General features: G+C 36.8%; 23 protein-coding genes. 14 read left to right on the top strand and 9 right to left on the bottom strand.

Annotated elements, in window-relative coordinates; genetic code table 11:
- The first annotated feature begins 90 nt into the window (after positions 1–90).
- From QNI15_RS19845 to QNI15_RS19825, 5 genes are all read left to right on the top strand, one after another.
- A complete protein-coding gene (locus QNI15_RS19845; protein WP_313990812.1) occupies positions 91–867 on the top strand; it encodes a rhomboid family intramembrane serine protease in 777 nt (258 codons plus the stop codon).
- A gap of 107 nt (positions 868–974) precedes the next feature.
- Positions 975–1,877 carry a rhomboid family intramembrane serine protease gene (locus QNI15_RS19840; protein ID WP_313990814.1) on the top strand — a complete coding sequence of 301 codons (903 nt, stop codon included), beginning with the start codon at positions 975–977 and terminating at the stop codon, positions 1,875–1,877.
- A 73-nt stretch (positions 1,878–1,950) separates the two neighbouring features.
- Entirely contained in the window at positions 1,951–2,595 is a 645-nt protein-coding gene (locus QNI15_RS19835; RefSeq protein WP_313978974.1) for an AlbA family DNA-binding domain-containing protein, read from the top strand.
- Positions 2,596–2,972: 377 nt separating this feature from the next.
- Entirely contained in the window at positions 2,973–4,739 is a 1,767-nt protein-coding gene (locus QNI15_RS19830; protein ID WP_313990817.1) for a M1 family metallopeptidase, read from the top strand.
- 153 nt (positions 4,740–4,892) lie between these two features.
- Positions 4,893–5,141, top strand: coding sequence for a type B 50S ribosomal protein L31 (locus QNI15_RS19825; RefSeq protein WP_313978978.1), 249 nt, complete (start codon positions 4,893–4,895; stop codon positions 5,139–5,141).
- A gap of 71 nt (positions 5,142–5,212) precedes the next feature.
- On the opposite strand, the gene QNI15_RS19820 is transcribed toward QNI15_RS19825, so the two are convergent.
- On the bottom strand, positions 5,213–5,995 hold the full coding sequence (locus tag QNI15_RS19820) for a nicotinamidase (RefSeq protein WP_314033157.1): 783 nt from the start codon (positions 5,993–5,995) through the stop codon (positions 5,213–5,215).
- A gap of 250 nt (positions 5,996–6,245) precedes the next feature.
- Here QNI15_RS19820 and smpB point away from each other — a divergent pair, with 250 nt between their 5' ends.
- From smpB to QNI15_RS19805, 3 genes are all read left to right on the top strand, one after another.
- Positions 6,246–6,704, top strand: a complete 459-nt coding sequence (gene smpB / locus QNI15_RS19815; RefSeq protein ID WP_313978982.1) for an SsrA-binding protein SmpB — start codon at positions 6,246–6,248, stop codon at positions 6,702–6,704.
- A 111-nt stretch (positions 6,705–6,815) separates the two neighbouring features.
- Positions 6,816–7,439: an SGNH/GDSL hydrolase family protein gene (locus QNI15_RS19810; RefSeq protein ID WP_314033156.1), complete on the top strand. Its 624-nt coding sequence runs from the start codon at positions 6,816–6,818 to the stop codon at positions 7,437–7,439.
- Positions 7,440–7,550: 111 nt separating this feature from the next.
- Complete coding sequence (locus QNI15_RS19805; protein ID WP_314033155.1) at positions 7,551–10,121, top strand: M14 family metallopeptidase; 2,571 nt, start codon at positions 7,551–7,553, stop codon at positions 10,119–10,121.
- A gap of 88 nt (positions 10,122–10,209) precedes the next feature.
- Here QNI15_RS19805 and QNI15_RS19800 read toward each other — a convergent pair whose 3' ends face one another.
- Entirely contained in the window at positions 10,210–10,959 is a 750-nt protein-coding gene (locus QNI15_RS19800) for a DUF3108 domain-containing protein (protein WP_314033154.1), read from the bottom strand.
- A 182-nt stretch (positions 10,960–11,141) separates the two neighbouring features.
- Between QNI15_RS19800 and QNI15_RS19795 the strand changes: the two genes are divergently transcribed.
- Positions 11,142–12,227, top strand: coding sequence for a sensor histidine kinase (locus QNI15_RS19795; RefSeq protein ID WP_314033153.1), 1,086 nt, complete (start codon positions 11,142–11,144; stop codon positions 12,225–12,227).
- Positions 12,224–12,925, top strand: a complete 702-nt coding sequence (locus QNI15_RS19790) for a LytR/AlgR family response regulator transcription factor (RefSeq protein WP_313990833.1) — start codon at positions 12,224–12,226, stop codon at positions 12,923–12,925. The genes QNI15_RS19795 and QNI15_RS19790 overlap by 4 nt, the downstream gene beginning before the upstream one ends.
- Positions 12,926–12,979: 54 nt before the next feature.
- Here QNI15_RS19790 and QNI15_RS19785 read toward each other — a convergent pair whose 3' ends face one another.
- Positions 12,980–13,861 (bottom strand): hypothetical protein, encoded by an 882-nt coding sequence (locus tag QNI15_RS19785; protein WP_314033152.1) that lies wholly within the window; start codon positions 13,859–13,861, stop codon positions 12,980–12,982.
- A gap of 255 nt (positions 13,862–14,116) precedes the next feature.
- Between QNI15_RS19785 and QNI15_RS19780 the strand changes: the two genes are divergently transcribed.
- The 3 genes from QNI15_RS19780 (at position 14,117) to QNI15_RS19770 (ending at position 16,647) form a co-directional block, all read left to right on the top strand.
- Positions 14,117–15,073 (top strand): sensor histidine kinase, encoded by a 957-nt coding sequence (locus QNI15_RS19780; protein WP_313990837.1) that lies wholly within the window; start codon positions 14,117–14,119, stop codon positions 15,071–15,073.
- Between the two features lie 44 nt (positions 15,074–15,117).
- The gene (locus tag QNI15_RS19775) at positions 15,118–15,831 is read left to right on the top strand and encodes a LytR/AlgR family response regulator transcription factor (protein ID WP_313990839.1); all 714 of its coding nucleotides are present in this window, start codon (positions 15,118–15,120) and stop codon (positions 15,829–15,831) included.
- Between the two features lie 243 nt (positions 15,832–16,074).
- The gene (locus QNI15_RS19770; protein ID WP_314033151.1) at positions 16,075–16,647 is read left to right on the top strand and encodes a hypothetical protein; all 573 of its coding nucleotides are present in this window, start codon (positions 16,075–16,077) and stop codon (positions 16,645–16,647) included.
- A gap of 68 nt (positions 16,648–16,715) precedes the next feature.
- On the opposite strand, the gene QNI15_RS19765 is transcribed toward QNI15_RS19770, so the two are convergent.
- The 4 genes from QNI15_RS19765 to QNI15_RS19750 all read right to left on the bottom strand — a co-directional run bounded on the left by QNI15_RS19765 (position 16,716) and on the right by QNI15_RS19750 (position 21,162).
- Complete coding sequence (locus tag QNI15_RS19765; protein ID WP_313990845.1) at positions 16,716–17,462, bottom strand: acyl-CoA desaturase; 747 nt, start codon at positions 17,460–17,462, stop codon at positions 16,716–16,718.
- A gap of 205 nt (positions 17,463–17,667) precedes the next feature.
- Entirely contained in the window at positions 17,668–18,690 is a 1,023-nt protein-coding gene (locus QNI15_RS19760; RefSeq protein ID WP_314033150.1) for a fatty acid desaturase, read from the bottom strand.
- 173 nt (positions 18,691–18,863) lie between these two features.
- On the bottom strand, positions 18,864–20,435 hold the full coding sequence (locus QNI15_RS19755; protein WP_313990851.1) for a serine hydrolase domain-containing protein: 1,572 nt from the start codon (positions 20,433–20,435) through the stop codon (positions 18,864–18,866).
- 181 nt (positions 20,436–20,616) lie between these two features.
- The gene (locus tag QNI15_RS19750) at positions 20,617–21,162 is read right to left on the bottom strand and encodes a hypothetical protein (protein ID WP_314033149.1); all 546 of its coding nucleotides are present in this window, start codon (positions 21,160–21,162) and stop codon (positions 20,617–20,619) included.
- Positions 21,163–21,401: 239 nt separating this feature from the next.
- Here QNI15_RS19750 and plsY point away from each other — a divergent pair, with 239 nt between their 5' ends.
- The gene (gene plsY, locus QNI15_RS19745) at positions 21,402–22,043 is read left to right on the top strand and encodes a glycerol-3-phosphate 1-O-acyltransferase PlsY (RefSeq protein ID WP_313979018.1); all 642 of its coding nucleotides are present in this window, start codon (positions 21,402–21,404) and stop codon (positions 22,041–22,043) included.
- Positions 22,044–22,095: 52 nt separating this feature from the next.
- On the opposite strand, the gene QNI15_RS19740 is transcribed toward plsY, so the two are convergent.
- Positions 22,096–22,839: a LytR/AlgR family response regulator transcription factor gene (locus tag QNI15_RS19740; protein WP_313979021.1), complete on the bottom strand. Its 744-nt coding sequence runs from the start codon at positions 22,837–22,839 to the stop codon at positions 22,096–22,098.
- 35 nt (positions 22,840–22,874) lie between these two features.
- On the bottom strand, positions 22,875–24,044 hold the full coding sequence (locus QNI15_RS19735; RefSeq protein ID WP_314033148.1) for a sensor histidine kinase: 1,170 nt from the start codon (positions 24,042–24,044) through the stop codon (positions 22,875–22,877).
- Positions 24,045–24,071: the final 27 nt, after the last annotated feature.

The raw sequence follows: 24,071 nt of genomic DNA, 5'->3' as shown, positions 1-24,071 counted from the left end.
TTACATTATTATTTTTTTAGCGATTATTGTATTCAGACATTTCTAATACTACAACCTTGATTATATACGATGGGCTTTTCTATCACACCAATGGTAAGAAATCTCTTACTCATAACTATTGTAATATTCTTCCTTCAGGGACTTTTTGACCTGATACCTAAATTTGCACTTTATCCTTTCTTATCCAACTACTTTATTCCATTTCAGCTTGTAACCTATATCTTTCTCCATGGAGGTCTCGGACACATATTCAGTAATATGTTTGGGTTGGTAATGTTTGGCCCAATGTTGGAACGAGTATGGGGACCATCCAGATTTCTGATATTTTATCTCATCACAGGTATCGGAGCAGGGCTAATTCATAATGGAATAAATTATTATGAAGTTGTCAGGATGGAGAAAGCGGCCAATGTATATTTGATGGAACCTACGGCCTCAAATCTTTCCACATTTACGAGTGAAAATGAACATTTGCTTTCACAAAGGTTCACAATGGAGTTTCTGGACAAGTTTGATAAAGATCCCAATAATCCAGACTATATTCAGCTAGGTAAGAAATTTGTTAGGGATCAAATTGATGAATACTTGAATAACCCTAACCTGGGCACAGTTGGAGCCTCTGGTGCATTATTTGGCATTATGGCTGCATTTGCCCTGCTTTTTCCAAATACTGAACTACTATTTTTGTTTTTGCCAATTCCAATCAAAGCAAAGTATTTTGTACTTTTGTATGGTATCTATGAGTATTATTCAGGTATACACCGTACAGAAGGTGATAATGTGGCTCACTTTGCCCATTTGGGTGGCATGTTATTTGGATTTATCCTTGTAAAACTTTGGGGAACAGACCGACAACGCTTTTATTAAATAGGATTCATTGCTTTTAGCAATTTTTGATTTTAAAATTCTATTTTTGTTCTGAGAATTAAGCAATAACTTGTATCTGTGCATTCTGGCACATTGACACAACGACTATGACCGGCATTGTTGATGATTTTAAAAATGCGTTTCGTAAGCAAAATAATGGATTGGTGCAGATTATTCTCATCAATGTGGTTATTTTCTTAGTAATGGTTACTCTTTTCTGGATTTTTAAGGTAGCAGATAAACGTGAGTATTTCATGTTATTGGAAGAAAATCTATATCTGCCAGGCGATATTAAAAAATTCCTTTTTCATCCCTGGACTTTAATTACCTACTTTTTTGTCCATAGCCTGGAAGGACCATTCCATATTTTATTTAATATGTTATTCCTTTATTGGTTTGGAAAACTAATAGATGAATATCTGGGAAGTCGCAGATTAGTTAACTTGTATATACTCGGAGGGTTTGCTGGAGGTATCTCCTATCTGATTCTAGCCAATCTCATCCCCGGTTTTTCAAATAGCCAGTTATTGGGGGCATCAGGGGCTGTTTATGCCGTTGTAGTTGGTGCAGCAACCTTAATGCCTAATTATACATTCTTCCTGTTTCTTCTTGGTCCTGTCAAAATCAAATACATAGCTGGCTTTTATATAATTACATCTTATATAAGCCTTGCTGTAAATGGTGAAAACATGGGGGGGAATATTGCTCACCTGGGTGGAGGGCTGATGGGATTTTTATTTATCACCCAACTAAATAATGGGAATGATCTGGGACGCCCTATTAGTCGATTTTTAGAATGGGTAAAAAGTTTATTTCAGAGTAAACCTAAAATGAAAGTCACTTATCGTAGTACTACTACTGTTACCACTAAAGCGACTTCCCCTACCTATAGTGGCACTCCGGATGACGATGAGATTGATGCTATTCTGGATAAAATTAATCGATCAGGCTATGAAAGCCTAACCAAAGAAGAAAAACAGAAACTTTTCCGCGCCAGTCAAAAGAATTAATATACTAACTAGGTTATACATAAAGGAAAATGACTAACTATAAGTCTTTTCCTTTTATTTTTATCTGAAAACAATGGACTTCGCCACTATGAAAGCCTTGGTTAAGCAGGGCGAAGGGATGAATATTGAATTTAAGCTTAAAGCTGCTCATCCAGATAAAATTGTCAGGGAAATTGTAGCATTTGCAAATTCAGAAGGAGGAAACCTTCTGGTTGGCATCAGCGATGATAAACAGATCAAAGGAGTGAAATTTGTAGATGAAGAAGAATATATCCTGACAAGAGCTATTGAAAAATATTGTCACCCACCTATTAGTTACCAAACATACCGCATTCTTGTTGGAGAAGAGCGACATGTATTGGTATTGACTATCCCTCCCAGTAATGAAAAACCTCATTATGTAATACACGATATAACTAACAACATTGGAAAGGCCTACGTGCGGTTAGCAGACAAGAGCATACAGGCAAGCAAAGAAGTAAGAGAAGTTCTGAAAGGAGAAAGAAAACAGCGTAACATACGTTTTCAATATGGCGACAAAGAAAAAATACTTATGCAATATCTGGGAGCAAATCCATATATCACAGTAAGTCAATTTATGGAGGCTGCCAATATTTCCCGAACTATTGCTTCCCGAACTTTGGTACTTTTGGTTTTGGCCCATGTACTGAAAATCTCCCCTCATGAAACTGAAGATCAGTTTACTGCGATAGAATAAATTAAGTTCCACTCACTAGAACTATTTTACCATTTTTCTTACGTCTGAAAGTCACACCTATTTTAGATATAAAGTATTTCCTTCTAAAAAGCAATAGATATTTTCACAGAAAAACAAGTGTAATTTTATTTCCTTTCTTTTACTTTTTATTCGAAAGATGTATATAGCTACATTCTTTCCTATCATATTTTTTATAATCATCTACTTTCTTACTCTTCACTTTCCAGAGATCTTTGGAAAAGGCAGAATGATACAGGAACTTTGTATTGCATTATTAGTTGGATTAGAAGCGCTTAGCTTTTAATCATGAACGATGGCTTAGGCTAATTTTTTTACCTTTCTACACTGTTATATTTTAACCAGAAAAACAATTGCTTATGCAGTTAAATTTACGAGTTTTCAGCCTGCTGTTTTTTTGTTTTGTAGTTGGATATTACGGACAAGCGCAGAATTCCGGAAAACCTGCTAAGGGACAAACTAAACCTAAGGCAAAACCGAAACCAGTGAACACATCTCCCTGGCATTTTACGCGTTATGATAGCTTACGAGGTAATCTAAGTCCTCGTAGAAGCTGTTATGATGTATTCTTCTATCATTTGAATTTACGCGTAAATCCTAAAGATAGTACCGTTGGCGGATATAATATCCTTGCCTATCGGGCAGAATCAGACTTCAAGACTATTCAGGTTGATCTGTATAAGAATATGCATATAAGTGCTATTACCTATCATGGAAAGCCTCTTTCTTTTAAGCGGGATAGCAATGCTGTTTTTGTAACGTTTACAGAAACACAGCGCAAAGGCACACTGGATTCGATTGTTATTCATTATGCTGGTAAACCTCGTGTTGCCAAAAATCCACCATGGGATGGCGGATTTATCTGGGTAAAGGATAAAGTTGGCAAGCCTTGGGTTACAGTAGCCTGCGAGGGTGCTGGTGCCAGTCTGTGGTGGCCTTGTAAAGATCACTTGTCTGATGAACCAGATAGTATGTATATCAGTATAGAAGCTCCGTCTGATTTACAATGTATCAGTAATGGAAATCTAAAACAGATGGCTTATCTACGTGGAGGCTATGCCCGGTTCGACTGGCGTGTTCATTATCCAATAAATACATACAATGTAACGGTAAATATTGGAAACTATGAGCATATGACAGATACCTATCAGTCAAAAGATGGCAAAACTCTTGCATTGGATTATTATGTAATGCCTTATAACAGAGGAAAAGCTGAAAAGCAGTTTAAACAGGTTAAACCTATGCTTGCAGCGTATGAAAAGTATTTTGGTAAATATCCTTTCTGGAATGATGGATATGCGTTAGTTGAGACACCTTATCTGGGAATGGAACATCAGAGTGCTATTGCTTATGGCAATGACTATCTGCCAGGATACAAAGGCAAAGATCTTTCCGGTGTTGGTCTTAACTTTGACTACATTATTATTCACGAAACGGGACATGAATATTGGGGTAATAATGTGAGTATGGCAGACCATGGGGAAATGTGGATCAATGAATCTTTTTGTACCTATGCTGAAGCTTTGTTTGTAGAAGAAATATATGGTAAAGAAACTGCCTTTAAATATGTAAAAGGACAATCTGCACTGATACAGAATACAGAACCGATGCTAGGACCTTTACATGTAAATTTTGAAGATTATAAGACAACAGATATCTATTTTAAGGGAGCAAATATGCTTCATACATTACGCAATGTCATTGACAATGATTCCGTATGGGTTGATGTTTTACGTGGTATACAGCAGGATATGAGATTAAAACAGGTACATACACAGGATATTGTTAATTATATAAATCAAAAAACAGGTAAAAACTTCAACGCTTTCTTTAATCAATACCTGAAATATCTATCTCCTCCTACATTGAATTGTGTGCTTACTCAAACAAGCCGGAAAGAAATAGAACTTCGCGTAAAATGGACTGCAGATGTAGCAGATTTTGCAATGCCTGTAAAGATAGCCTGTACAAAGGATAAAGATGAAAAACTTATCTTCCAGACTATACAACCTACCAAAGAATGGCAGACTCTTACTTTTGAAGGGAAAATAGAGGATTTTCAGATTGCTGACAATCTGTATTACATCATAACAGATATTCAGGCTAAAAGTGCAGATCCAAAATAAAATAAATACGATAAAAATAAGTAGCGATTAATTTTATTACTATATTTGCAGCCCGTTTTTGGGGACTTATCTGACCCGATTGCGTTTAGTTTAAGAATAAAAGCCAGATAACTTTTAAAAGCATTTGCAAATAAGTAATCCAACAATAAAATTATGAAACAAGATATTCATCCTGATTATCATCCGGTTGTATTCTGGGATCAGCAAGCAGATTATAAATTTCTGACCCGTTCAACTATGACTTCCAAAGAAACTATTCAGTGGGAAGATGGCAATACGTACCCTGTAATCAAAATAGAGGTAAGCTCACAGTCTCACCCTTTCTATACAGGTAAAAATGTATTGGTGGATACTGCTGGTCGTATCGAGAAATTCAACAAACGTTACGGAAAACAACAATAATTTCTTCCTCGTTTGGATAAACAAAAAACCTCGGCTTGCAGTCGAGTTTTTTTGTTTAGTATGAAGTAATACTATAATAGTATCTCAGAGGATTGTATAAATGGGATACCAGCCGCCTTCGCTTCTGCATAGATAGGATCTCCCAGATAGCCAAATCCTGTTACATCAGACATAATATCATCGATAATAACAAACTTCTTAGCTAGTTCCGGAGCATACTGAATTACTTGTTTCAAACTGGTAGCAACACAATGGGATTTTGCTTCACCACAAAGGAATATCTGGTCATATGCCAGCAATTCATTAATAAGTTTAGTATTGAGTTGTGTTTCTGGGGCCCCATCAATTGGAATCTGCGCTTTGAAGATACCAAAATGCTCTGTCATTGGATTTGTCCCCTTTTCTATCGTATGATACTCTTTACCTGTGTGTGCAAAATGACGCAATGCTTCTAAAAGAGAGTCTTCCAATGCAGCGCCTCGTGAACCATGCAAACAATGTTCTGGCCAGATACAATGGATAAACTCGCTTTGAGCCTCTAATTTTTCCAGATAGTCTAAAACCTGTACCAGATTAAAACGTGGCGTCCATTTTCCTGACTTTACATCTTCGGCTTTAATCAATGTAAAGGGTGCAGGTTCCTGACCTTCCGGGCTTGCCCAGAAAGAAGGATGGGAAATATCATTAACGGGATGTGTATCCAGTGTGGCATAAATTGCGTCTATCTTATCAGAATGAGTGGTAATAAAGTGACTTAAACGTTGTATATCCTCTTGTGCACCTGGAACATATAATGCGCCATTAGGGTTACAGAAGTCGTATTGTGCATCAATGATGAGAAAAGCCGTTTTCATAGGTATATAGAACTAAAATAATAGTGTAAAAGTAAAATAGAATAATGCGACAAATAAAGTGTATTATATACAATAAGTAAAGTTTTATGAGAATATTTTTATTGCTCTCCAACAAACATTGAGCTCAGTAATTTTTTGAGGAAGAGAGGTGACTTATGTATATTCTAAAGTAAATAGCCCATTTCTCTTAAAAAAGATACTAATTTTGCAAAAGATAGTAGATACTATCTTTAAAATTGAAAAGTAAACTATGGCAAAAGAAAAAATCGAGAAGATTGTTAATATAAAAAATAAACGGGCTTCATTTGAATATCAGTTCCTGGATACGTATGTAACAGGAATTATGCTGACAGGTACAGAAATAAAATCAATCCGTCAGCAGAAGGTAAACTTACAGGATGCGTATTGTTATTTTCACGACAATGAATTGTTCATTAAGAATATGAATATCTCAAAATACAGTGAAGGCACCTATTACAATCATGATCCTCTTAGAGAACGAAAGTTGTTAATGAAAAAGAATGAACTGCGCAAACTCGAAAATAAACTGGACGACGGACTAACAATCGTTCCTCTGCGCTTATTCATAAACGATAGAGGGTTAGCTAAGATGGAGATTGCTCTGGCAAGAGGAAAGAAACTATATGACAAACGAGAAGATATTAAATCACGTGATGTATCGCGAGAGATGGCTAGAGAACGTTACTAAATTTATCTCAGTATGAGAAGTTATAGAAATATCTGCAATATACTTATTGCATTATGTATTCTTGCCGTTTACTTATCTTGTCAGCAACCACTTAACTTCCAAGCTTCTATTATGCAGAAACCTTCTTCTTCTACAGAATTATCGTTTCTTTCATTAGGTGATTCTTATACTATTGGGGAGAGTGTTGCAGAGAATGAACGATGGAGTGTACAACTGGCAGAGATGCTTCGTCAAAAAGGAGTACCAGTCAATAATCCGGATATCATAGCCCAAACTGGCTGGACAACAGAAGAACTGGCAAATGCTATTACAAAGAGTGGCAATACAAAGACTTATGATCTGGTATCGCTTTTAATTGGCGTAAATAATCAATATAGAGGGCAAAGTACTGAACGCTATCGTAAAGAATTACAAGAATTATTAAAAACATCTGTTCGTTTTGCCAAAGGTAATCCAAAGCACGTTTTTGTTCTTTCTATACCTGATTGGGGAGTAACACCTTCAGGTGAAAGTCGGGATAGACAGCAAGTAGCTAAGGAGATAGATTCATTCAATGCAGTTTGTCAGGAAGAGTGTAAGAAGGCAGGTATTTTCTTTTTTGACATCACGCCTTTATCCCGCACAGCTGCCACAGACAAAAATCTGATTGCCAGTGATCAGCTACATTTTTCAGGAAAGATGTATCAGCAATGGGCTACTCATGTACTAGAGGGTGTTACAAAACTGTTAAAATAGCTATAAAATAGTATTTACCAAATGAGAGGCGCTTTTCTTCAGAAGCGCCTCTCGCTTTTATGGATAAATTACTATATTCACTCCCTCTCAGACCTAACCATCAACACAAACATGAAGAAAATTCTATTTCTTGTATCTTCTTTTCTTACATTTCTCGTTGCACATTCACAGGAAAAGCTGTCATTGTCCTATTACCTTCCTCAGCATGTTTCTTATAATTCAGAAATTCCTACACCTGAATCCTTTTTCAGTTGGCAAGTAGGTGAATGGCATGTATCACATGATCAATTAGTAAGCTATTTACGTGAAGTAGACCGGATTTCGGATCGGATGACACTAGAAATCTATGCCCGCTCCTATGAAGGACGTCCATCTATCTTACTTACTGTAACCGGGTCTTCTAACAGAACAAATCTGGATAAAATAAAATCAGATCATCTCAAACTTTCCGATGCATCTCAGTCAAGCTCATTGGATGTAAGTAGAATGCCCGTAGTAGTTTGGATTGGAGCTAGTGTACATGGAAATGAACCTAGTGGTTCCAATGCTATGCTATTACTTACTTATTACCTGGCAGCGGCCCAAGGACCTTCAATAGATTCTCTACTAAACGAAACTGTAATCCTAGTCGATCCGGCATTTAATCCGGATGGTCTTCAACGGTTTTCACATTGGGCTAATACAAATAAAAGTAAAACACTAATGACAGATCCTAGTAGCCGAGAATTCAATGAAACCTGGCCAGGGGGTCGATTCAATCATTATTGGTTTGATCTCAATCGGGACTGGTTATATGTCCAACATCCGGAAAGTAAGGGACGTGCTACAAAATTTCAGGAATGGAAACCCAATATTTTGACGGATCACCATGAGATGGGAGCAAACAGTACATTTTTCTTTCAGCCAGGGGTTCAAAGCAGAGTCCATCCTCTTACACCTAAGATTAATCAGGAGTTAACTCAAAAGATAGGTACTTTTCATGCAAAAGCACTGGATAAATTGGGTTCTCTCTATTTTACAGAAGAAAACTATGACGACTTTTATTATGGTAAAGGATCTACCTATCCGGATGTACAAGGCTGTATAGGTATTCTTTTTGAGCAGGCTAGTTCACGTGGTCATGCACAGGAAACTGTAAATGGTGTATTATCTTTTCCTTTTACTATCCGCAATCAGTTCACTACTATGCAATCTACTTTAGCAGCAGCACGTTCACTACGTATTGACCTGCTGAACTTTCAACGGGATTTTTATCGAGGTGTGGCCAATGAAAGCAAAGCTGCTTCAGGATATATATTTGGGAATCAATATGACAAAGCCAGAAATTATGAAATGCTGCGAATTTTGCTGCAACAGAAAGTAGAAGTATACCCCCTAAAAAATAATATAAGTGCAGAGGGTAAAACCTTTACCTCAGAAACTTCTTATTTTATTCCAGCCAATCAGCCACAATACCGTCTGGTAAAGGCAATGTTTGAAAAGCGAACTACTTTTGAAGACAGTTTATTCTATGATATTTCTGCATTCTCACTACCACTTGCTTTCAATATGCCCTATGCGGAAGCAAAAACAGCTAGTGTGGGTGAAAAGTTAACAACTATCAGTTTTCCTGAAGGAAAAGTAGTCGGTGATAAAAATATATATGGGTATGTATTTGCCTGGGATAATTATTATGCACCCCGTACCGTCAATGAACTTCTAAAAAAAGGATATCAGATACGTGTAGCAACTAAACCTTTTACAAGTGTTATAGAAGGAAAAACACAGACATTTGATTATGGTACGATCCTAATTCCTGTAGGCCTACAAAGTCAATCACAGGAAGCTATCCTAGCAGATATGCAAGCTTTCGCGAAAAGAGATGGCTTGGATATAACAGGTATTTCAACTGGCCTGACGCCAACGGGTATTGACTTTGGAAGTAGTAACTTTGCAGCTGTCACGGATCCAAAGGCTATGTTATTGGTTGGTATAGGGGTCACTGCTACAGATGCAGGTGAGGTATGGCATCTGCTTGATCAACGCTATAATATGCCTCCTGCCATTGTTGATCTGAGTTATAGTAACCGAGTAGATTTTGAGAAGTACAATACGATTATACTATCTGGTGGAAATTACAATGGACTAACAGGAAATGCTCTCTCAAATCTTAAACGGTGGGTACAAAATGGCGGAACTCTGGTTGCTATGTCTGAGGCTATTCCCTGGGCAGTATCCAATGGACTAGCTAATGTAAAATTAAAGAAAATACCTAGCGACTCTACAGGTAACAAACCCTATGTTTTTCTGGATGAGTACTCACGGGCACAGGAAATTGTGGGTAGTATATTTCAAATACGTCTGGACCGTAGCCATCCACTCGCATTTGGATACAAAGAAGAAACAATTCCTGTGTTCAAAGACAATACCGTATTTATGGAAAAGGCGAAGAACCCCTATGCCACTCCAGGACAGTATACGGCCAATCCACTGCTGAGTGGCTATATTTCTAAACAAAATCTGAAGCAGTTTAGTAATGCAGGCTCCATACTTGTCAATTCTTCCGGAAACGGTAAGGTTATTTTGTTTGATGACAATCCTAATTTTCGTGCATTCTGGTTTGGCACCAACAAACTATTTATGAATGCTCTTTTCTTTGGAAGAATCATTAATAATACAGCCACTGTGAGAACTGAAGAGTAGAAAAGTTTATCTGGATCTGAGCTGTATGTTCAGATCCAGCTATTTCTTTTCAAATAGACATCACTTATAGATATCCTCTATGTTTATTTTATATACTAGTGGCCAGCTTTACCTTATATCGATAGATACCCTTATAGAACTCTTCCATCTTTAACACTTCCGGGTTTTGTTTTGTGATCCAGAAAGTAGCGTAACTATCTGCATTGTAATCAATGCGTAACATCCAACAATCTGTTTCTTTTCCTGTACTCACTTCTAATTTTTCACTGCCTGTTACTTTATATGTATAATAAGCAGGTGTTTGAGACCCACCTGGGTGATAAAAATCAATGATGAAAGTTTTGCCTATTCCCAGAGGTAACATTTCAAAGGTTTCCAGATCCAGTTCCCAGTTAAAGGTAGGATGCTTTAATGCAACCTGAAAATCTTTTTTTGTATTATTGGCAACACTATCTGCTCCTGTAATTTGTTTCTCTCCAAAATTAAATGCAGCTACACCCATCTTTGGCATGTAAGTGTAATGATATACAGGCTCAAAGTTATCTTTCTTACACAAAGACCAAAGTTTTCGGTTTGTCAATGTATCCTGCCCTGACCATTGCTGACTAATCACTACCATATCTTTCTGGAATGAGACTTCTCTTGTCCATAATGATACATTGGTAATCAGATTGTTCTTTTGAGGATTTTTAAGATAAACCATGTATTGCCTTTTAGTTGGTTTAAGCTGGCGGATAAGTAATTTTTTGTTTTTCACATCAATAGTATCTGTCTGAGCCCAAACAGAATACATATGGGATAATACTATACATAGTGTAGTAGCAAAAAAGCGTAGCATAGATATAAATGGTTAGTAAGAGTGAAACACAGGCAATATGCATGGTCTCATACTCCCTGACAATTTTATTCAACCATTACCAGTATTGATTCAACCGTTTCCCATGAATATCTGCTCTTTAGAGAAGACATATGCTTTAGAGGTTGTCTGATAAAGACCAAACCGTTGAATAAATACTTCCAATGGTTAAAAACATACTGGATATAGATGGTATTCTCATTATTTTTACCCGTCTGAAACTATTATTCATGTCACGTAGTATTACCTCACTTCCTCTACACTGGATCCAGATTATAGCCTGGATATTATTTTATTGTATCAGTGTACTCTATCTTCTGCCTCAAGACCCTATCCATACTGCCCTCATTAATCCCTTGGTATCTATCTCTTTTTACATAGTAATCATTTATGGTAATGCGTATCTTCTGATTCCCTGGCTGTATGAGAAACAAAAGCCTGGATACTATGCACTTGCCTTGTTTATATTCTTTGTAGCAGTAGTTAGCCTGCGTGTATTTCTATACCAGGAACTATATTTCAAAATCTGGAAGGAAAGCTTCTTTCAATATACTTTTGCACATATAGCTTATGCGGCATTTTCCACATTTCTGACACTCTGTATCAGCATAATTTTTAAGATAGCTCTTAATTATTTTGCTCTTCGAAAAGTCCAGGAAGAGCTTAAAGCAAAGCAATACCAGACAGAACTTAACCTCCTCAAATCACAGATACAACCTCACTTTCTATTTAATACGCTCAATAATATTTATTATGAAGCCTACAAGGAATCTCCTAAAACTGCCTATCTTATCGAAAAGCTATCGGAGGTGATGCGGTATTTTATAGATGATTGCCCGCAAGACTTAGTTCCTATCTCCAGAGAGATGCAGTTTATTCATCACTACATTGAGTTGGAAAAGATTCGGATGCGCTACCCAATACAAATAACTATCAATAGTAGTGTATCTACTGATTATCTCCTTCCTCCTATGCTTTTGATGCCCTTTGTCGAAAATGTATTTAAGCATGGTATCAATAAAAAAAATGATACAAATGAAGTGGTGATCGAATTGATCGAAAAAGAACAAACACTCCATTTTACAGTAAGAAACACGTTGTTAAAGGAAACCACTTTATCATCAGAAGGCGGGTTTGGCTTGCGCAATCTCAAGGATCGACTGGAACTGATTTTCCCTAACCGCTTTACACTTTCTGCCAAGGTATCTGACGACTATTTTATTGCTTCACTTAGTATTCCTAAACCATGAATATTACCTGCCTGATTGTTGATGACGAGCCCAACGCAGTAAACCTACTGCAAGAATACATTCGTCAGATACCATTTCTTACACTTTCACATCAATGTTATGATGCTGCGGAAGTCCTGGAATACCTTCAAACACATCAGGTCGATTTAATCTTTCTGGATATCAATATGCCTGGTATCTCAGGAATGGAGTTAACAGAATTTTTATCTAAAGGACAAAAAATCATCTTCACAACAGCTTATACCCAATATGCTATTGAGAGCTATGAAAAGAATGCAATTGATTACCTGCTCAAACCCATTACATTCAAACGTTTCTCGCAAGCGATAGCCAAGTTGCATTCCGGTTATCTGTCAACAGGTACTCCTCAAGTTAATTCTGACACTGATTACTTCTTTGTAAAGTCTGGCAAACAATTTCTCCGGCTTGAATATGATAGTATTTCGTATTTTGAAGGCTGGAAGGAATATGTTTCTCTCTATACACAGGACAGCAAAATACTCGTCTATAAACGTATGAAAGAACTGGAAGACAGCCTCCCTGATTATTTTCAACGTGTTCATCATTCCTATATCATTAATATTCATGCAATACATAAGATTGAAGATAACCATATTTACATTCAGGAGGTTCGGATACCAATAAGTGAGAAATACCGCACAGCATTTATGCAGATAGTTCAACAGAAGTTATTATAACAGATAGCCTACAAAGCAATACCATTTTCAGCCTGTTTTCATTGGTTCTTAGCATTAATGTGCTTGTTTTCTTAACGTCTCCAGTTGTAACTCTTTCCGTTCGATCTGATAAATATTCTCCTCCAATTTTTTTCCTCTCTTTACACGAGAGAAATAGAAATAGTTGCCATCAGATGACATAGAAGGACAAAACTCTCCGTGTGTAGTATTTATTATATTGCCCAGGTTTTGGGGTATTGTCCAAGCTGTTTCTTTTTTAAAGGTGATGTATAAATCAGAATCGCCATATCCATCTTTTCGATCCGTTGCCAGAAAAATCAGAAAATCTTCCTTGGGTGATATATATGGATTAGACTCAAATCCAGCAGTATTCACAATGTTACCTAGATTGACAGGTTTGTTATATTTACCCTTATCCTGTGTAGCTACATAGATATCTGTTTTTCCGTATCCTCCATCCCGATTGGAAGTAAAGTATATATTTCCATTGGATGCCATTGTTGCATAAAAATCGGAAGAATCGGAATTGATAACCTTTCCTAATGAGGATGGTTCGCCCCAACCATTCTTTTGTTTTTTAACTATCCATATATCAAAGTTTTTAGGATCATTAAATCGGTTTGAATTAAAAAGAAGCGTTTTGCCATCTGGCGCAAAGAAAGGATCAATATCTTTAAATTTACGTGTGGTGACTGAAAACGGAGCAGGTTGAGGAGTACTCCAGTGATTATTGACTTTATGGGAAGTAAGAATCATGAGACTGTCTCGCCCGCCCCATGATTTCACCCAAAAGGCTTCTGTCTGATCTGCATTAAGAGCCAGTCCAAAAACATCATTGGTAGAAATTGTGTCAGGTGCTACAACATGTGTCTGGCCGATAGAAGCATCTATCCAAAAATACACTACTATCCAAAGAAAAATGTGGTGAGGTTTCATAGGTTTATCAAATGGTTATGCAATTTTATAAGCCTTTTTTTTCTCTTACCACTTTCTTAGATAATTGAGATTCTATTTTAGATCATTAGCCAAAATGGAGAAATGTCGAAAAAAAAGGGGCTGTGGCCGAAAAAAAGGTGGAAGAGAGCAAAGTTTCACGAACTTGACACATTGAAAACACCCAAGATGAGACCTCCTTCTATAAACATAAAGCTGTTGCAAGTCGCAGCCTGGATCATTTTATACTTATTTCTTATGCTTTATAGCATTCAGAAGTGGGAAGATTGGATGTATGGCCTTGCGCGAGCGTCCATTTATACTTTCTTTTATATTCTGGCTGTTTACACACAAAGCAACTGGCTTCTGACTGTCTACTTTCGGAAAGGGGTTTATATCAGATATATCATTGTGTCTCTCCTTATACTTATACTGTTAGTGACATTGCGGATGTTTACCGAATATTGGGTATTATATCTGAATCTGACGTATCACCAGTTTTACGGATTTAATCTGAGCCATTGGGCCTTTGTATTTGTCACTCAATTTCTAGCTTCGCTATTTGGGATACTATTACGCATCGCAATGAACTATACCTGGTTATTGCAAACACAGGAAAAAATTCGCACACAGCAGTTAATGGCAGAAATGAACTTGCTTAAATCGCAGGTCCAACCTCACTTTCTATTTAATACCCTGAATAATATTTATTATCTGGCTCACAGCAAGTCAGAGAAGACGACTGTAATGATTGCCAAGCTATCTGATATGATGCGCTATTTTCTGGAAGAAGCTCCTAAGGAAAAGGTTCCTCTTTCTATAGAGGTTGAGTTTATTAAGGATTATATTGAGTTAGAAAAAATCCGGATACCCTATCCTGTACAAATAGAATTATGTCTGGATGGCTTAAAAGAAGAAGTGCTGGTCTCTCCTATGTTATTAATGCCATTAGTGGAAAATGTCTTCAAACATGGTATTGACAAAACACAATCGAAGAGCTGGGCAAAAATGAAACTGCATACTGAGACTAATTATGTCCGGTTTGAAGTTACCAATAGCCTCTGGCCTCAATCGTCCAACACAAAAGGATTAGGGCTGAAAAATCTCAAAAAACGCCTGGAAATGATTTATAATGGCAACCACACATTAACTACCCAATCTGATATAGGTCAGTTTACAGCTATTCTTCAGATACCATTGCAGGATGCTTCATAGAAACAACTCACTTTATCTTCTCACATACCTTCAAAACAAAAAAGATGAAAATTAAATGCCTGGTAGTGGATGATGAACCCCTAGCTGTTCAGTTATTGTGTGATTACATTGAACAAGTACCTTTTCTGACTTTAGAAAAGACCTGTTACAATGCGATGGAGGCTTTGGACTTTATGCATCTTCATAAAGTAGATCTCATTTTTTTGGATATCAATATGCCTCATATTACAGGTATGGCTTTTGCCGATTTACTTGACAAACAGCAGAAAGTTATCTTCACAACAGCTTATACCCAATATGCTATTGAGAGCTATGAAAAGAATGCAATTGATTACCTACTCAAACCCATTACATTCGAACGATTCATGAAAGCAATTACCAAGATAATTGCTCTTTCAAAAGACTCTTCTCCAGTTACATCTCCTAGTGAAACGGAAGCAGACACAGAAAGTGTGTTTGTAAAAACGGGAAAGTCTGTTGTAAAAATAGACCTGAGACAAGTTTTGTTCATTGAAGGATTAAAAGACTACGTTATTTTTTACATAGAGCAGGAAAAACATATTGTTTATAAACGTATGAAGGAATTGGAAGATATCCTTCCTGAATATTTTCATCGCATCCACAACTCTTATATTGTAAATATTCACACCATTCACAAGATTGAAGACAATCATATTTATATTCATGAAACCAGATTGCCAATAAGCGAGAAGTACCGTGTTACATTTATGCAGATAATTCAACAAAAACTATTGTAGTGGGGGCCAATTGACCTTATTTATCCCCGCCTCATTTTTCTCCTTTATTCTGTATGTGGCATTTGCTTTCAGGCATATTATTTTATAAAGTTTCATTGCAACAGCCCTGTATTGTTGTTTAGCTACAGTTTTCTATAAACTATCTAGTAATCAGAAAGTTTTATCAAAATTATGGACTTGACGCCTTGCATCTATTCATAGATTTCGTATTTTACATAAGGTTACATTTAGCTCCTTACACATATGAAACAACACTACTTTTATCTCTTCTTTTTCATGCTGCTTGGTCTATTGCCAGAAGTAAAGGCGCAGAGTATGCAGTTTACAGGAAGTAACCCTATGCTCATTAGCATATCTGATGGGAAGAAGAACTACTTGTTTACAGCTCCTGAGATTAAAGGTAGATATAATAACCGGCTTAAACGGTTTGAATTTGTTCTGATGGTTGCTAATATATCTCCCAAACCTAATAGCTCACTTCTGGTTTCACTCTTTAACTTTATTTTTCATCCTGACCAATCAGAAGAAGTACATATGTTTGCTTATCTACCATCCGAAACCCGTGGTTTTGAAGGTTTTGTGAATCCGCGAACGCTTCTATTGACAGGTCAGATTGAGATTGCGGGTAAATCCTATCAACTGCCAATTACCATGAATCTGAAATATACTAGTGGCATACTCTATTATGGTTTGCAGGGATTGATTGCGTCTGATTTTGGTATTATAGCCTCTACAGGTGAGGAAAAAGAAATTCATCCAAGAGAAATTCAATTTGTGATTCCGGAAAGCCCTATGGGGATTTATATGGAAGATTAAGTATAAAACACATTATAAAAAGAGAACGGCCACAGATTTGTGGCCGTTCTCTTTTTATAACAATGCTGCTACATATAATTGAGGTCATTATTGGGCTTCAGTTTTATAATATGCAATGCATTGAATAAAAGGATAAATGGATAAGCGGGATCAAACTCATGCCATTTAATACCAAAGTTAGCACGCCCTCCAAATTTGTGGTGGTTGTTATGATAACTTTCACCAAACATCAGAAAGTCAAGAGGTAACAAATTCTTAGCGGTATCATTTACTTTAAAATTCACGTAGCCAAACTTGTGAGCAAACCAGTTAATAATTGCACCATGTACAGGTCCCATCAGGTAATGGATTGGTAACAAAAGAAACATCCACCAGTGTGTGGCAAAATGTATATAAAACAACGTATAAAGGGTTCCCCAAGCAATGCGGCTAATCCAACGATCTCCCAGCCATTCCATAAACTTCCAATTAGGAACATTTTTAGTGAACTTAGGATCTATATTGGCTTTACCATTAAGAATATCATTGTAGATGTTTTTTGTCTTCCACATCATATCAAACAAATTATCGGAATACTGAGGTGAATGGGGATCTTTTTCCGTATCTGCATAGGCATGATGAAGACGATGCATTACACCATAGGTATAAGGGCTCAAAAAAGAAGATCCCTGCGAGATCCAGGTAAGAACATAAAACGTTCGCTCCCAGAACTTGTTCATGGTAAACATCTGATGGGCGGCATACCGATGTAAAAAGAAAGTCTGAAAGAATAGAGATAGGTACCAGTGGGCAATAAAGAAAATTAAAATTTCCATGAATAGGTAGATGAAAAGATCCGGATAATAATACGCCATAAAAGTAGAGTCTGCCTTCTGAAGAGATAATGACAAATATCATTATCCAAAAAGATCATTCGCATCAAATACCTTTTTACGAATTCATCACAAAAAAGAAAAGGATAACTGTTTTCACAATTACCCTCTTTTACAGCTTTACAGTATTACCCTTAAATCACCTGTTTTAATACTTTTGTAGTTGCTCCTCCGCTGATATTACCTGTAGGTCTGGTGTAGAATTATCGTTCAATGTAACCTTACCTCTTTCTTTACGCACGATTCGGGAAAATAAACTAACCTCCTGACTAAAAAGAAATGTAAAAAACAATTTAGTAAAAGAAGTATGATACTTTAAATTATCATAAAACTCGGGGGCGATAGATTTCAATTTAGGCAAGTTATTCCAGGGAATAGAAGGCATATCGTGGTGCTCGTTGTGATAGCCTACATTCATATTCACTGTATTTAAAACACCATAATAACTATAAGTCTCCTGATTCTTATCCAGAACCAGATAATGTTCCTGAATCCAACGGGCTCCCAGAGGGTGTAAGCCAACTGAGAATAAGAAGCTGGCTCCCAGATACCCCATTGCAGGCCATCCCCAGAAGTATACAATCAAACCATCAAACAGAATCTGGCAAATAATGTTCATAGCTACAGACTTGTCTACTGCTGCCAGTTCAATACAACGAAGTGTACGAATAGCCTGGAAAACCGGGAAGAATAACAACCATATTATTTTTCCAATGAAATAATTATTGATCAGTCGTGCTTCCCAATAATCTGGCAGATCCGCATCCAGTTCATGTACTCCCTGGAAAGCATGGTGCTTCAGATGGTAATTTTTAAATGAAATAGCTGTTGGAATCAATGATGGAAAGTTGGCAATAATACCCGCTGCCACATTAGCCCCAGGCTTTTTGAATATAAGATTATGTGCCGCTTCATGGATACAAACAAATAAGGTATGTACCGGAAATGCTCCAATCAACCAGGCTGCAGCAAGTATGATATACCAGGGCTGGTCTTTAAGCAGATAAGCCATTACCAGTTGAATTCCCACACATACCAGTATCCATACCATTGTTACTGGATTCTTCGAGATTAGCTTTTTTACTTCCGGATGCGACTTTAAAATTTGACGTGTACGAATACGATGAGGTTCTGTACCCGTTACATAAGTAAAATCTTTAGGAGAACTCATAAAATCAGTTATAATATTTACAGATAATTCAAACTACAATAGACAATGACACAAGGCCAGAATTTTATGTCCTTTTTCAAAATTAATACAACATTATCTGTAAATTATCTTTTTGTCATCTTTTATTATGCAAATCTTCACAAGAAACGAATAATGAGGCAAGTTCTTACTGTCTATTTTTTCACTGCATTTATATGAAACTCCTGAATTAACGGATTCTTTTCTGGGGTTAAGGTAAAGCTTACCTGAATATCAGCTTTCTCTCCTTCCATTATAAAAACACCTCGTAGTTGGTTTTCAGGCATTAACTCTCTTACCTTGATAACTTTACCAGCATTTGCAAATACCTCTGCACTTTGTGTCTTCAGGATATTCAATGGATTATCGGGGAAGAAGTTTTCTGCAAAGATCCCACTCCTTACAGCATTTTCCCAGTCAGGCAATAAGGCAATGATTTCATTTTTTCGCTTTTCAAGAATAGAAGATACAGGTAATTTACGTGGTTTAAGTTCAGCCAATGTAATCAGAGAGTCTAGTACCTGTATATTAATAACACCAGTAGGCGCATAGGTCAGATTAGAGAAACACACAACACCAATTCCATAATCCGGCAGAACAGACCAATTGCTACCAAAGCCCGGCAATCCCCCACTGTGACCGATGGAAACACGATTAGCACAATCTGTTGCCCAACGTAATCCAAAATTATAGCCACTCACTGTTGGACACAAGCGACCACCTGGATACTTATACTGTGTATTTAATGTATTGATACGTCCCAGTTGATGCATCTCTCGAAGTGAGGCTCTTTTGATAATTCCATTGTCTGCCTCATCTCTGGGAGGCCAAGCTTGCAGATGCAAGGCCATGTATCGGCTAAAGTCCTCGATAGAGGTTAACATTCCTCCCATAGCTCCATAGGAACCATCGTGCAGTAGTGTTTCCTCTTGCCACTGGTCATTGAGACGTCGATAGCCATGCGCCAGTTGATCTGTAGGAACTTTGGTATATTCCCAATAGGTACTTGTCATACCAAGAGGCTTACAGATAGTTTCCGTAATATATTGTTGATATGGTTTACCGGAAACTTTTGTCACAATATTACCCAGCAAGGCAAATCCCAGATTACTGTATTCATATTGAAGTCCAGGTGCATTAGAGAAAGTTATACCAGCTTCAATCAATTGAAGTAGTTCAGCATCTGTATCTGCCAGTTGTCGATCTCCCCATGGATTATCTTCTGGAAAACCAGCAGAATGAGTAAGCAAATGACGAATGGTAATAGGTGGAGAATCGTTGGTTAAGGTTTGTACTTTCTTAAACTGAGAGATATATTTTGAAACCGGGTCATCCAGATTAAGTTTACCTTCATCTCGAAGTTTGAGGATCGCCATTGCTGTAAAGCTTTTAGTCATTGAAGCAATCCGAAAAACAGATTTAGTATTTACAGCAGTTCTTTTCTCCAGATTGGTATAACCTGTATTGCCTGCATAGACCAGATTTCCATCAAATACCACACCAAATACAAAACCGGGAAAATTATTTTTTTCAGCATACCTCCTGTAAAGCTCTTCAATAGCAGGAATGGCTTTTTTAATCTTAGTTAGCCGATTGGTATCTTCAAAGTATGGAGGCTGATATGATTTTTGTGCATAGAGGTTCAAAGGAATTACCCCTATAAGCCATAAACAACAGTATATCTTAAAAGGGATAGAGGTTATCTGGTTTACAGTAGTTCTGTTCATATTTCTATGTTGGTTAGGTAGGAATAGATTTCTCAGGTTTACCAAAATACGGAAATCTTTTAAACTCTAGGTCACCAGCATTTACTTATCATAGTAAAATTGGAAGATCTATCTCTGCACTGATTATTTCTTCAGCTAACTTTATCAGGTAACATGCTTTTTCAATCTAAAAATTACAACACTATCCCTTATCAATCAACATGTTAACCACTTTCCACACAGAGTTTACATCTTCAAGGCTTCGAATGGGAGATAGTTTTAAGATATCTTTACGAAGGTAGTTAAGCTGTTTTATGTCTAGTTCAGAGATAGTCTCTTTCTGCCATATTAAAACACCTATGGCTGTTTTTAGTGTTGTTGCTTTAACTCTTATTGTGTGCATAGAATAGCGAGCGGGATGGATATGGATATACTGCCCAGTTCTTTCCCCAAATCGTAAGATCCATGAAGACCCATCACTCAGGAAAACAGAACGGAATTGCTCCGGATGCAAAAATTCTTTAAAATCTACTTCAGATAAAAGATTGGCTCTTGTAAGCTGTGTAATTACTTCCTCCTTTATAGTTGTTTCTGATAGATTTCCAGTATACAAATCCATTTGTGAATTCCCTATACTACATATTTGCTGTTCCAGTAAGTACATACTTTTTGCATCATAGGTATGGATGAAATCACGGATAATCTGGGCATGGTGTTTGAGTCCGTTAAATAGTATTCTGGAAGGCATTCTGGTTTTTTCGGGCAAAAGTTAGCAGATTAATGGAAAAATGTATATTTTAGTAGCCTTATGCTAACTCATTATGCACTGAATATCACTGAGTTTGCTTTTATTTTCTTACATCAATAATGAAGTGAGGCCTATAGGGCTATTTTGAAATTCAGAATGATCTTCCATATATTTGAAGAAAATTGGAAGATTTATCTGTATAAAATACAAATTACACCTTTTTCAGAGAGAAATATATAATGGAGATAACCTTAATTATAGCTGGCTTTATCGCATCCTATCTGATTGGTTCCTTACCGACAGCTCTTTGGTATGGACAGGCTTTTCATGGCATTGACATACGTAACTATGGTAGTGGTAACTCTGGAGCAACCAATACATTCAGAGTACTGGGAAAGAAAGCCGGATCTATTGTGATGGCAGTAGATGTTTTTAAAGGCTGGACTGCTACTTCTATAGCTGCCATTCTTTTACACCTGCATGCCTTTACAGAGCCTAATCTGATTACCTATCAACTCTTTATTGGTATTTTGGCTGTTGTTGGTCATATATTTCCAATTTATGCCAATTTCCGTGGTGGCAAAGGAGTAGCAACCTTATTGGGAATGGTGCTTGCAATTCATGTAGAAGCTGCATTATTATGTATTGCTATATTCTTCCTGGTAGTACTTCTTTCAAAATATGTATCTCTTGGTTCAATGATAGCAGCTTTGGCCTTTCCTTTGCTCATGTTCATGCCTCGATTTAGCCCAGATGACCCAATTCTGATAATTTTTGGATTTGCTATGTTTGCCATAGTTGTGCTGACTCATCAGAAAAACATTATCCGCCTCATTCATGGGGAAGAAAGCCGGACCAATATACGATTCCGAAAAAAGTAGTCTGACCTTTCCATAATATAAAAGAGAAGCCTGATTGATAAGCTGAATAGATTCAGTTATTAATCAGGCTTTTTACTGATTCAGCATATTTAATTCCAGACTCTATTTTGGACTGATTACGATCATCCAGAAAAAGAATAAACTTTCCACTAAAGTGTTTTTGTACTTCCTTGATCAAACGGGAATTTACAATGAAGGAACGGCTGACACGCAAAAAAGAATCGGGTAGCTTTTCTTCCAGATTAGTCAATGTATAGTCTGTAAGGTATTTTTTTCCCTCTGTTGTAATCAGAAAGGTATACTTATCCTCAGCTTCAAAATAGCTGATATCTTCCAAACGCAGCAATAAAATACGGTCTCCCGTTTTAACAGAAATGGATACCATTTCTTTCTTGGGACGCATCTGTTCAATCAACTTTAAGAACTGTTGATTATCAAATGAAGATGAAGTCTTACGTAACTTCTGAATAGTCATTTCCAAACGTTCCTTCTCAATTGGTTTTAACAGATAATCAATAGAATTTTCTTCAAATGCCCGGATAGCATACTCATCAAAGGCTGTAGCAAATACAACCATAGGAGAATAGGTTAGTTGAGCCAGCATTTCAAAACCATTCATACCAGGCATTTCAATATCCAGAAATATCAGATCTGGTTGTAATGCTTCTACTATTTTTAATCCATCAATTCCATTGTATGCTTCTCCAACAATGTCAATAAAACTTTGATGCTCGGCCAGCAACCGTTTCAAACGACTGATTGCCAGCTTTTCATCATCTATAAGTATAGTAGTCATGTATGCTTTTGTTTATCACCGATTTGATAAGACTTTTATCTGCTTTTCGTTAATATACTCTCTGACTCTGTCTCTTTTTCATAAGAGGGACTAAATTGCTTTTTCACTGTAATCTTGATGGCTTTATGAGGTTGATTGACAAAGTCATCTCCCTGCGAAGAGATACTTCGTCCATTGATAATCTCCATTCGGGCATCTTCTCCCATTAGCAGTCTAAGTTTATCCTGTGTGCTACGCAACCCATAACCTGTTATTAACTGCTCTGGAAATGGAACTCCATTATCGAAAATCACAATAACAAGTTTATCTTGTTTATCCAGGACTTTTATACCTAATATTCCTTTTTCCATTGATTTAGAAATTCCATGTTTGATTGCATTTTCTACCAATGGCTGTAGTAAAAACTGAGGAACCATACAGTTTTTCAACTCTTCTTTCTCAAACCATAAAAAATATTCTAACCGATCATCAAAGCGCACTTTCTCCACTTCCAGATAGGTCTTAACCATCTCAATTTCCTCACTTAATCGAGTCAAATATTGGCTTTTTGCATTAGTACTATAGCGAAAGAATTTTGCCAGTAACAAAACCATCTGTTCTGCCTTGTCAGGGTCTTCATGGATTAGACTAGCAATAGCATTTAAAGAGTTATATAAAAAATGAGGATTTATCTTGGCTTGTAATGCTTCAAGTTCTGCTTTGGTTTTTAGTTCTTTCAGTTCCAGTAACTGATATTGTTGATCATTAAGTTTGCGGCTTCTTCTTTTTTCATAATTTCCGTAAGCATATACTGATAGACCAGCTAATATTATATTACTTCCAAATATCAGACTCAGTGGGGTGAAATGAAATAGAGAATGAAAAAATGTGTATGGCCGATAGATTGCTATCTGTATCATATGCACTACAGCAAATATGCATACAGACAACAGTATAGGCCTTAGCCATATAAACCGAATTTTTCTTTCAACAAGAGAGAATGCTTGCAGCGTAAGACAAATTATGATAGATTCTACACTGTTGTTGGTTATCAACCAGGCAAAGCTGTGCTTTAAATCTATCTCCATAGAGGGATCGTCCATCAACGTCGAAAAACTCTTGACACTAAAATAGGTGACAGCCCCAAACGCCAGGTCCAGTGCAAGAATTAGTAAAAACTGCACTACAACCTCCTTTACCTTTGATAACCACTTTGCTGCTATCATATCTACCTATTGATTAATTCCATTGTT

The organism is Xanthocytophaga flava (genome assembly GCF_030068545.1).
In the GTDB taxonomy this organism is placed as follows: Bacteria; Bacteroidota; Bacteroidia; order Cytophagales; family 172606-1; genus Xanthocytophaga; species Xanthocytophaga flava.
This window is presented reverse-complemented; position numbering and strand designations above follow the sequence as displayed.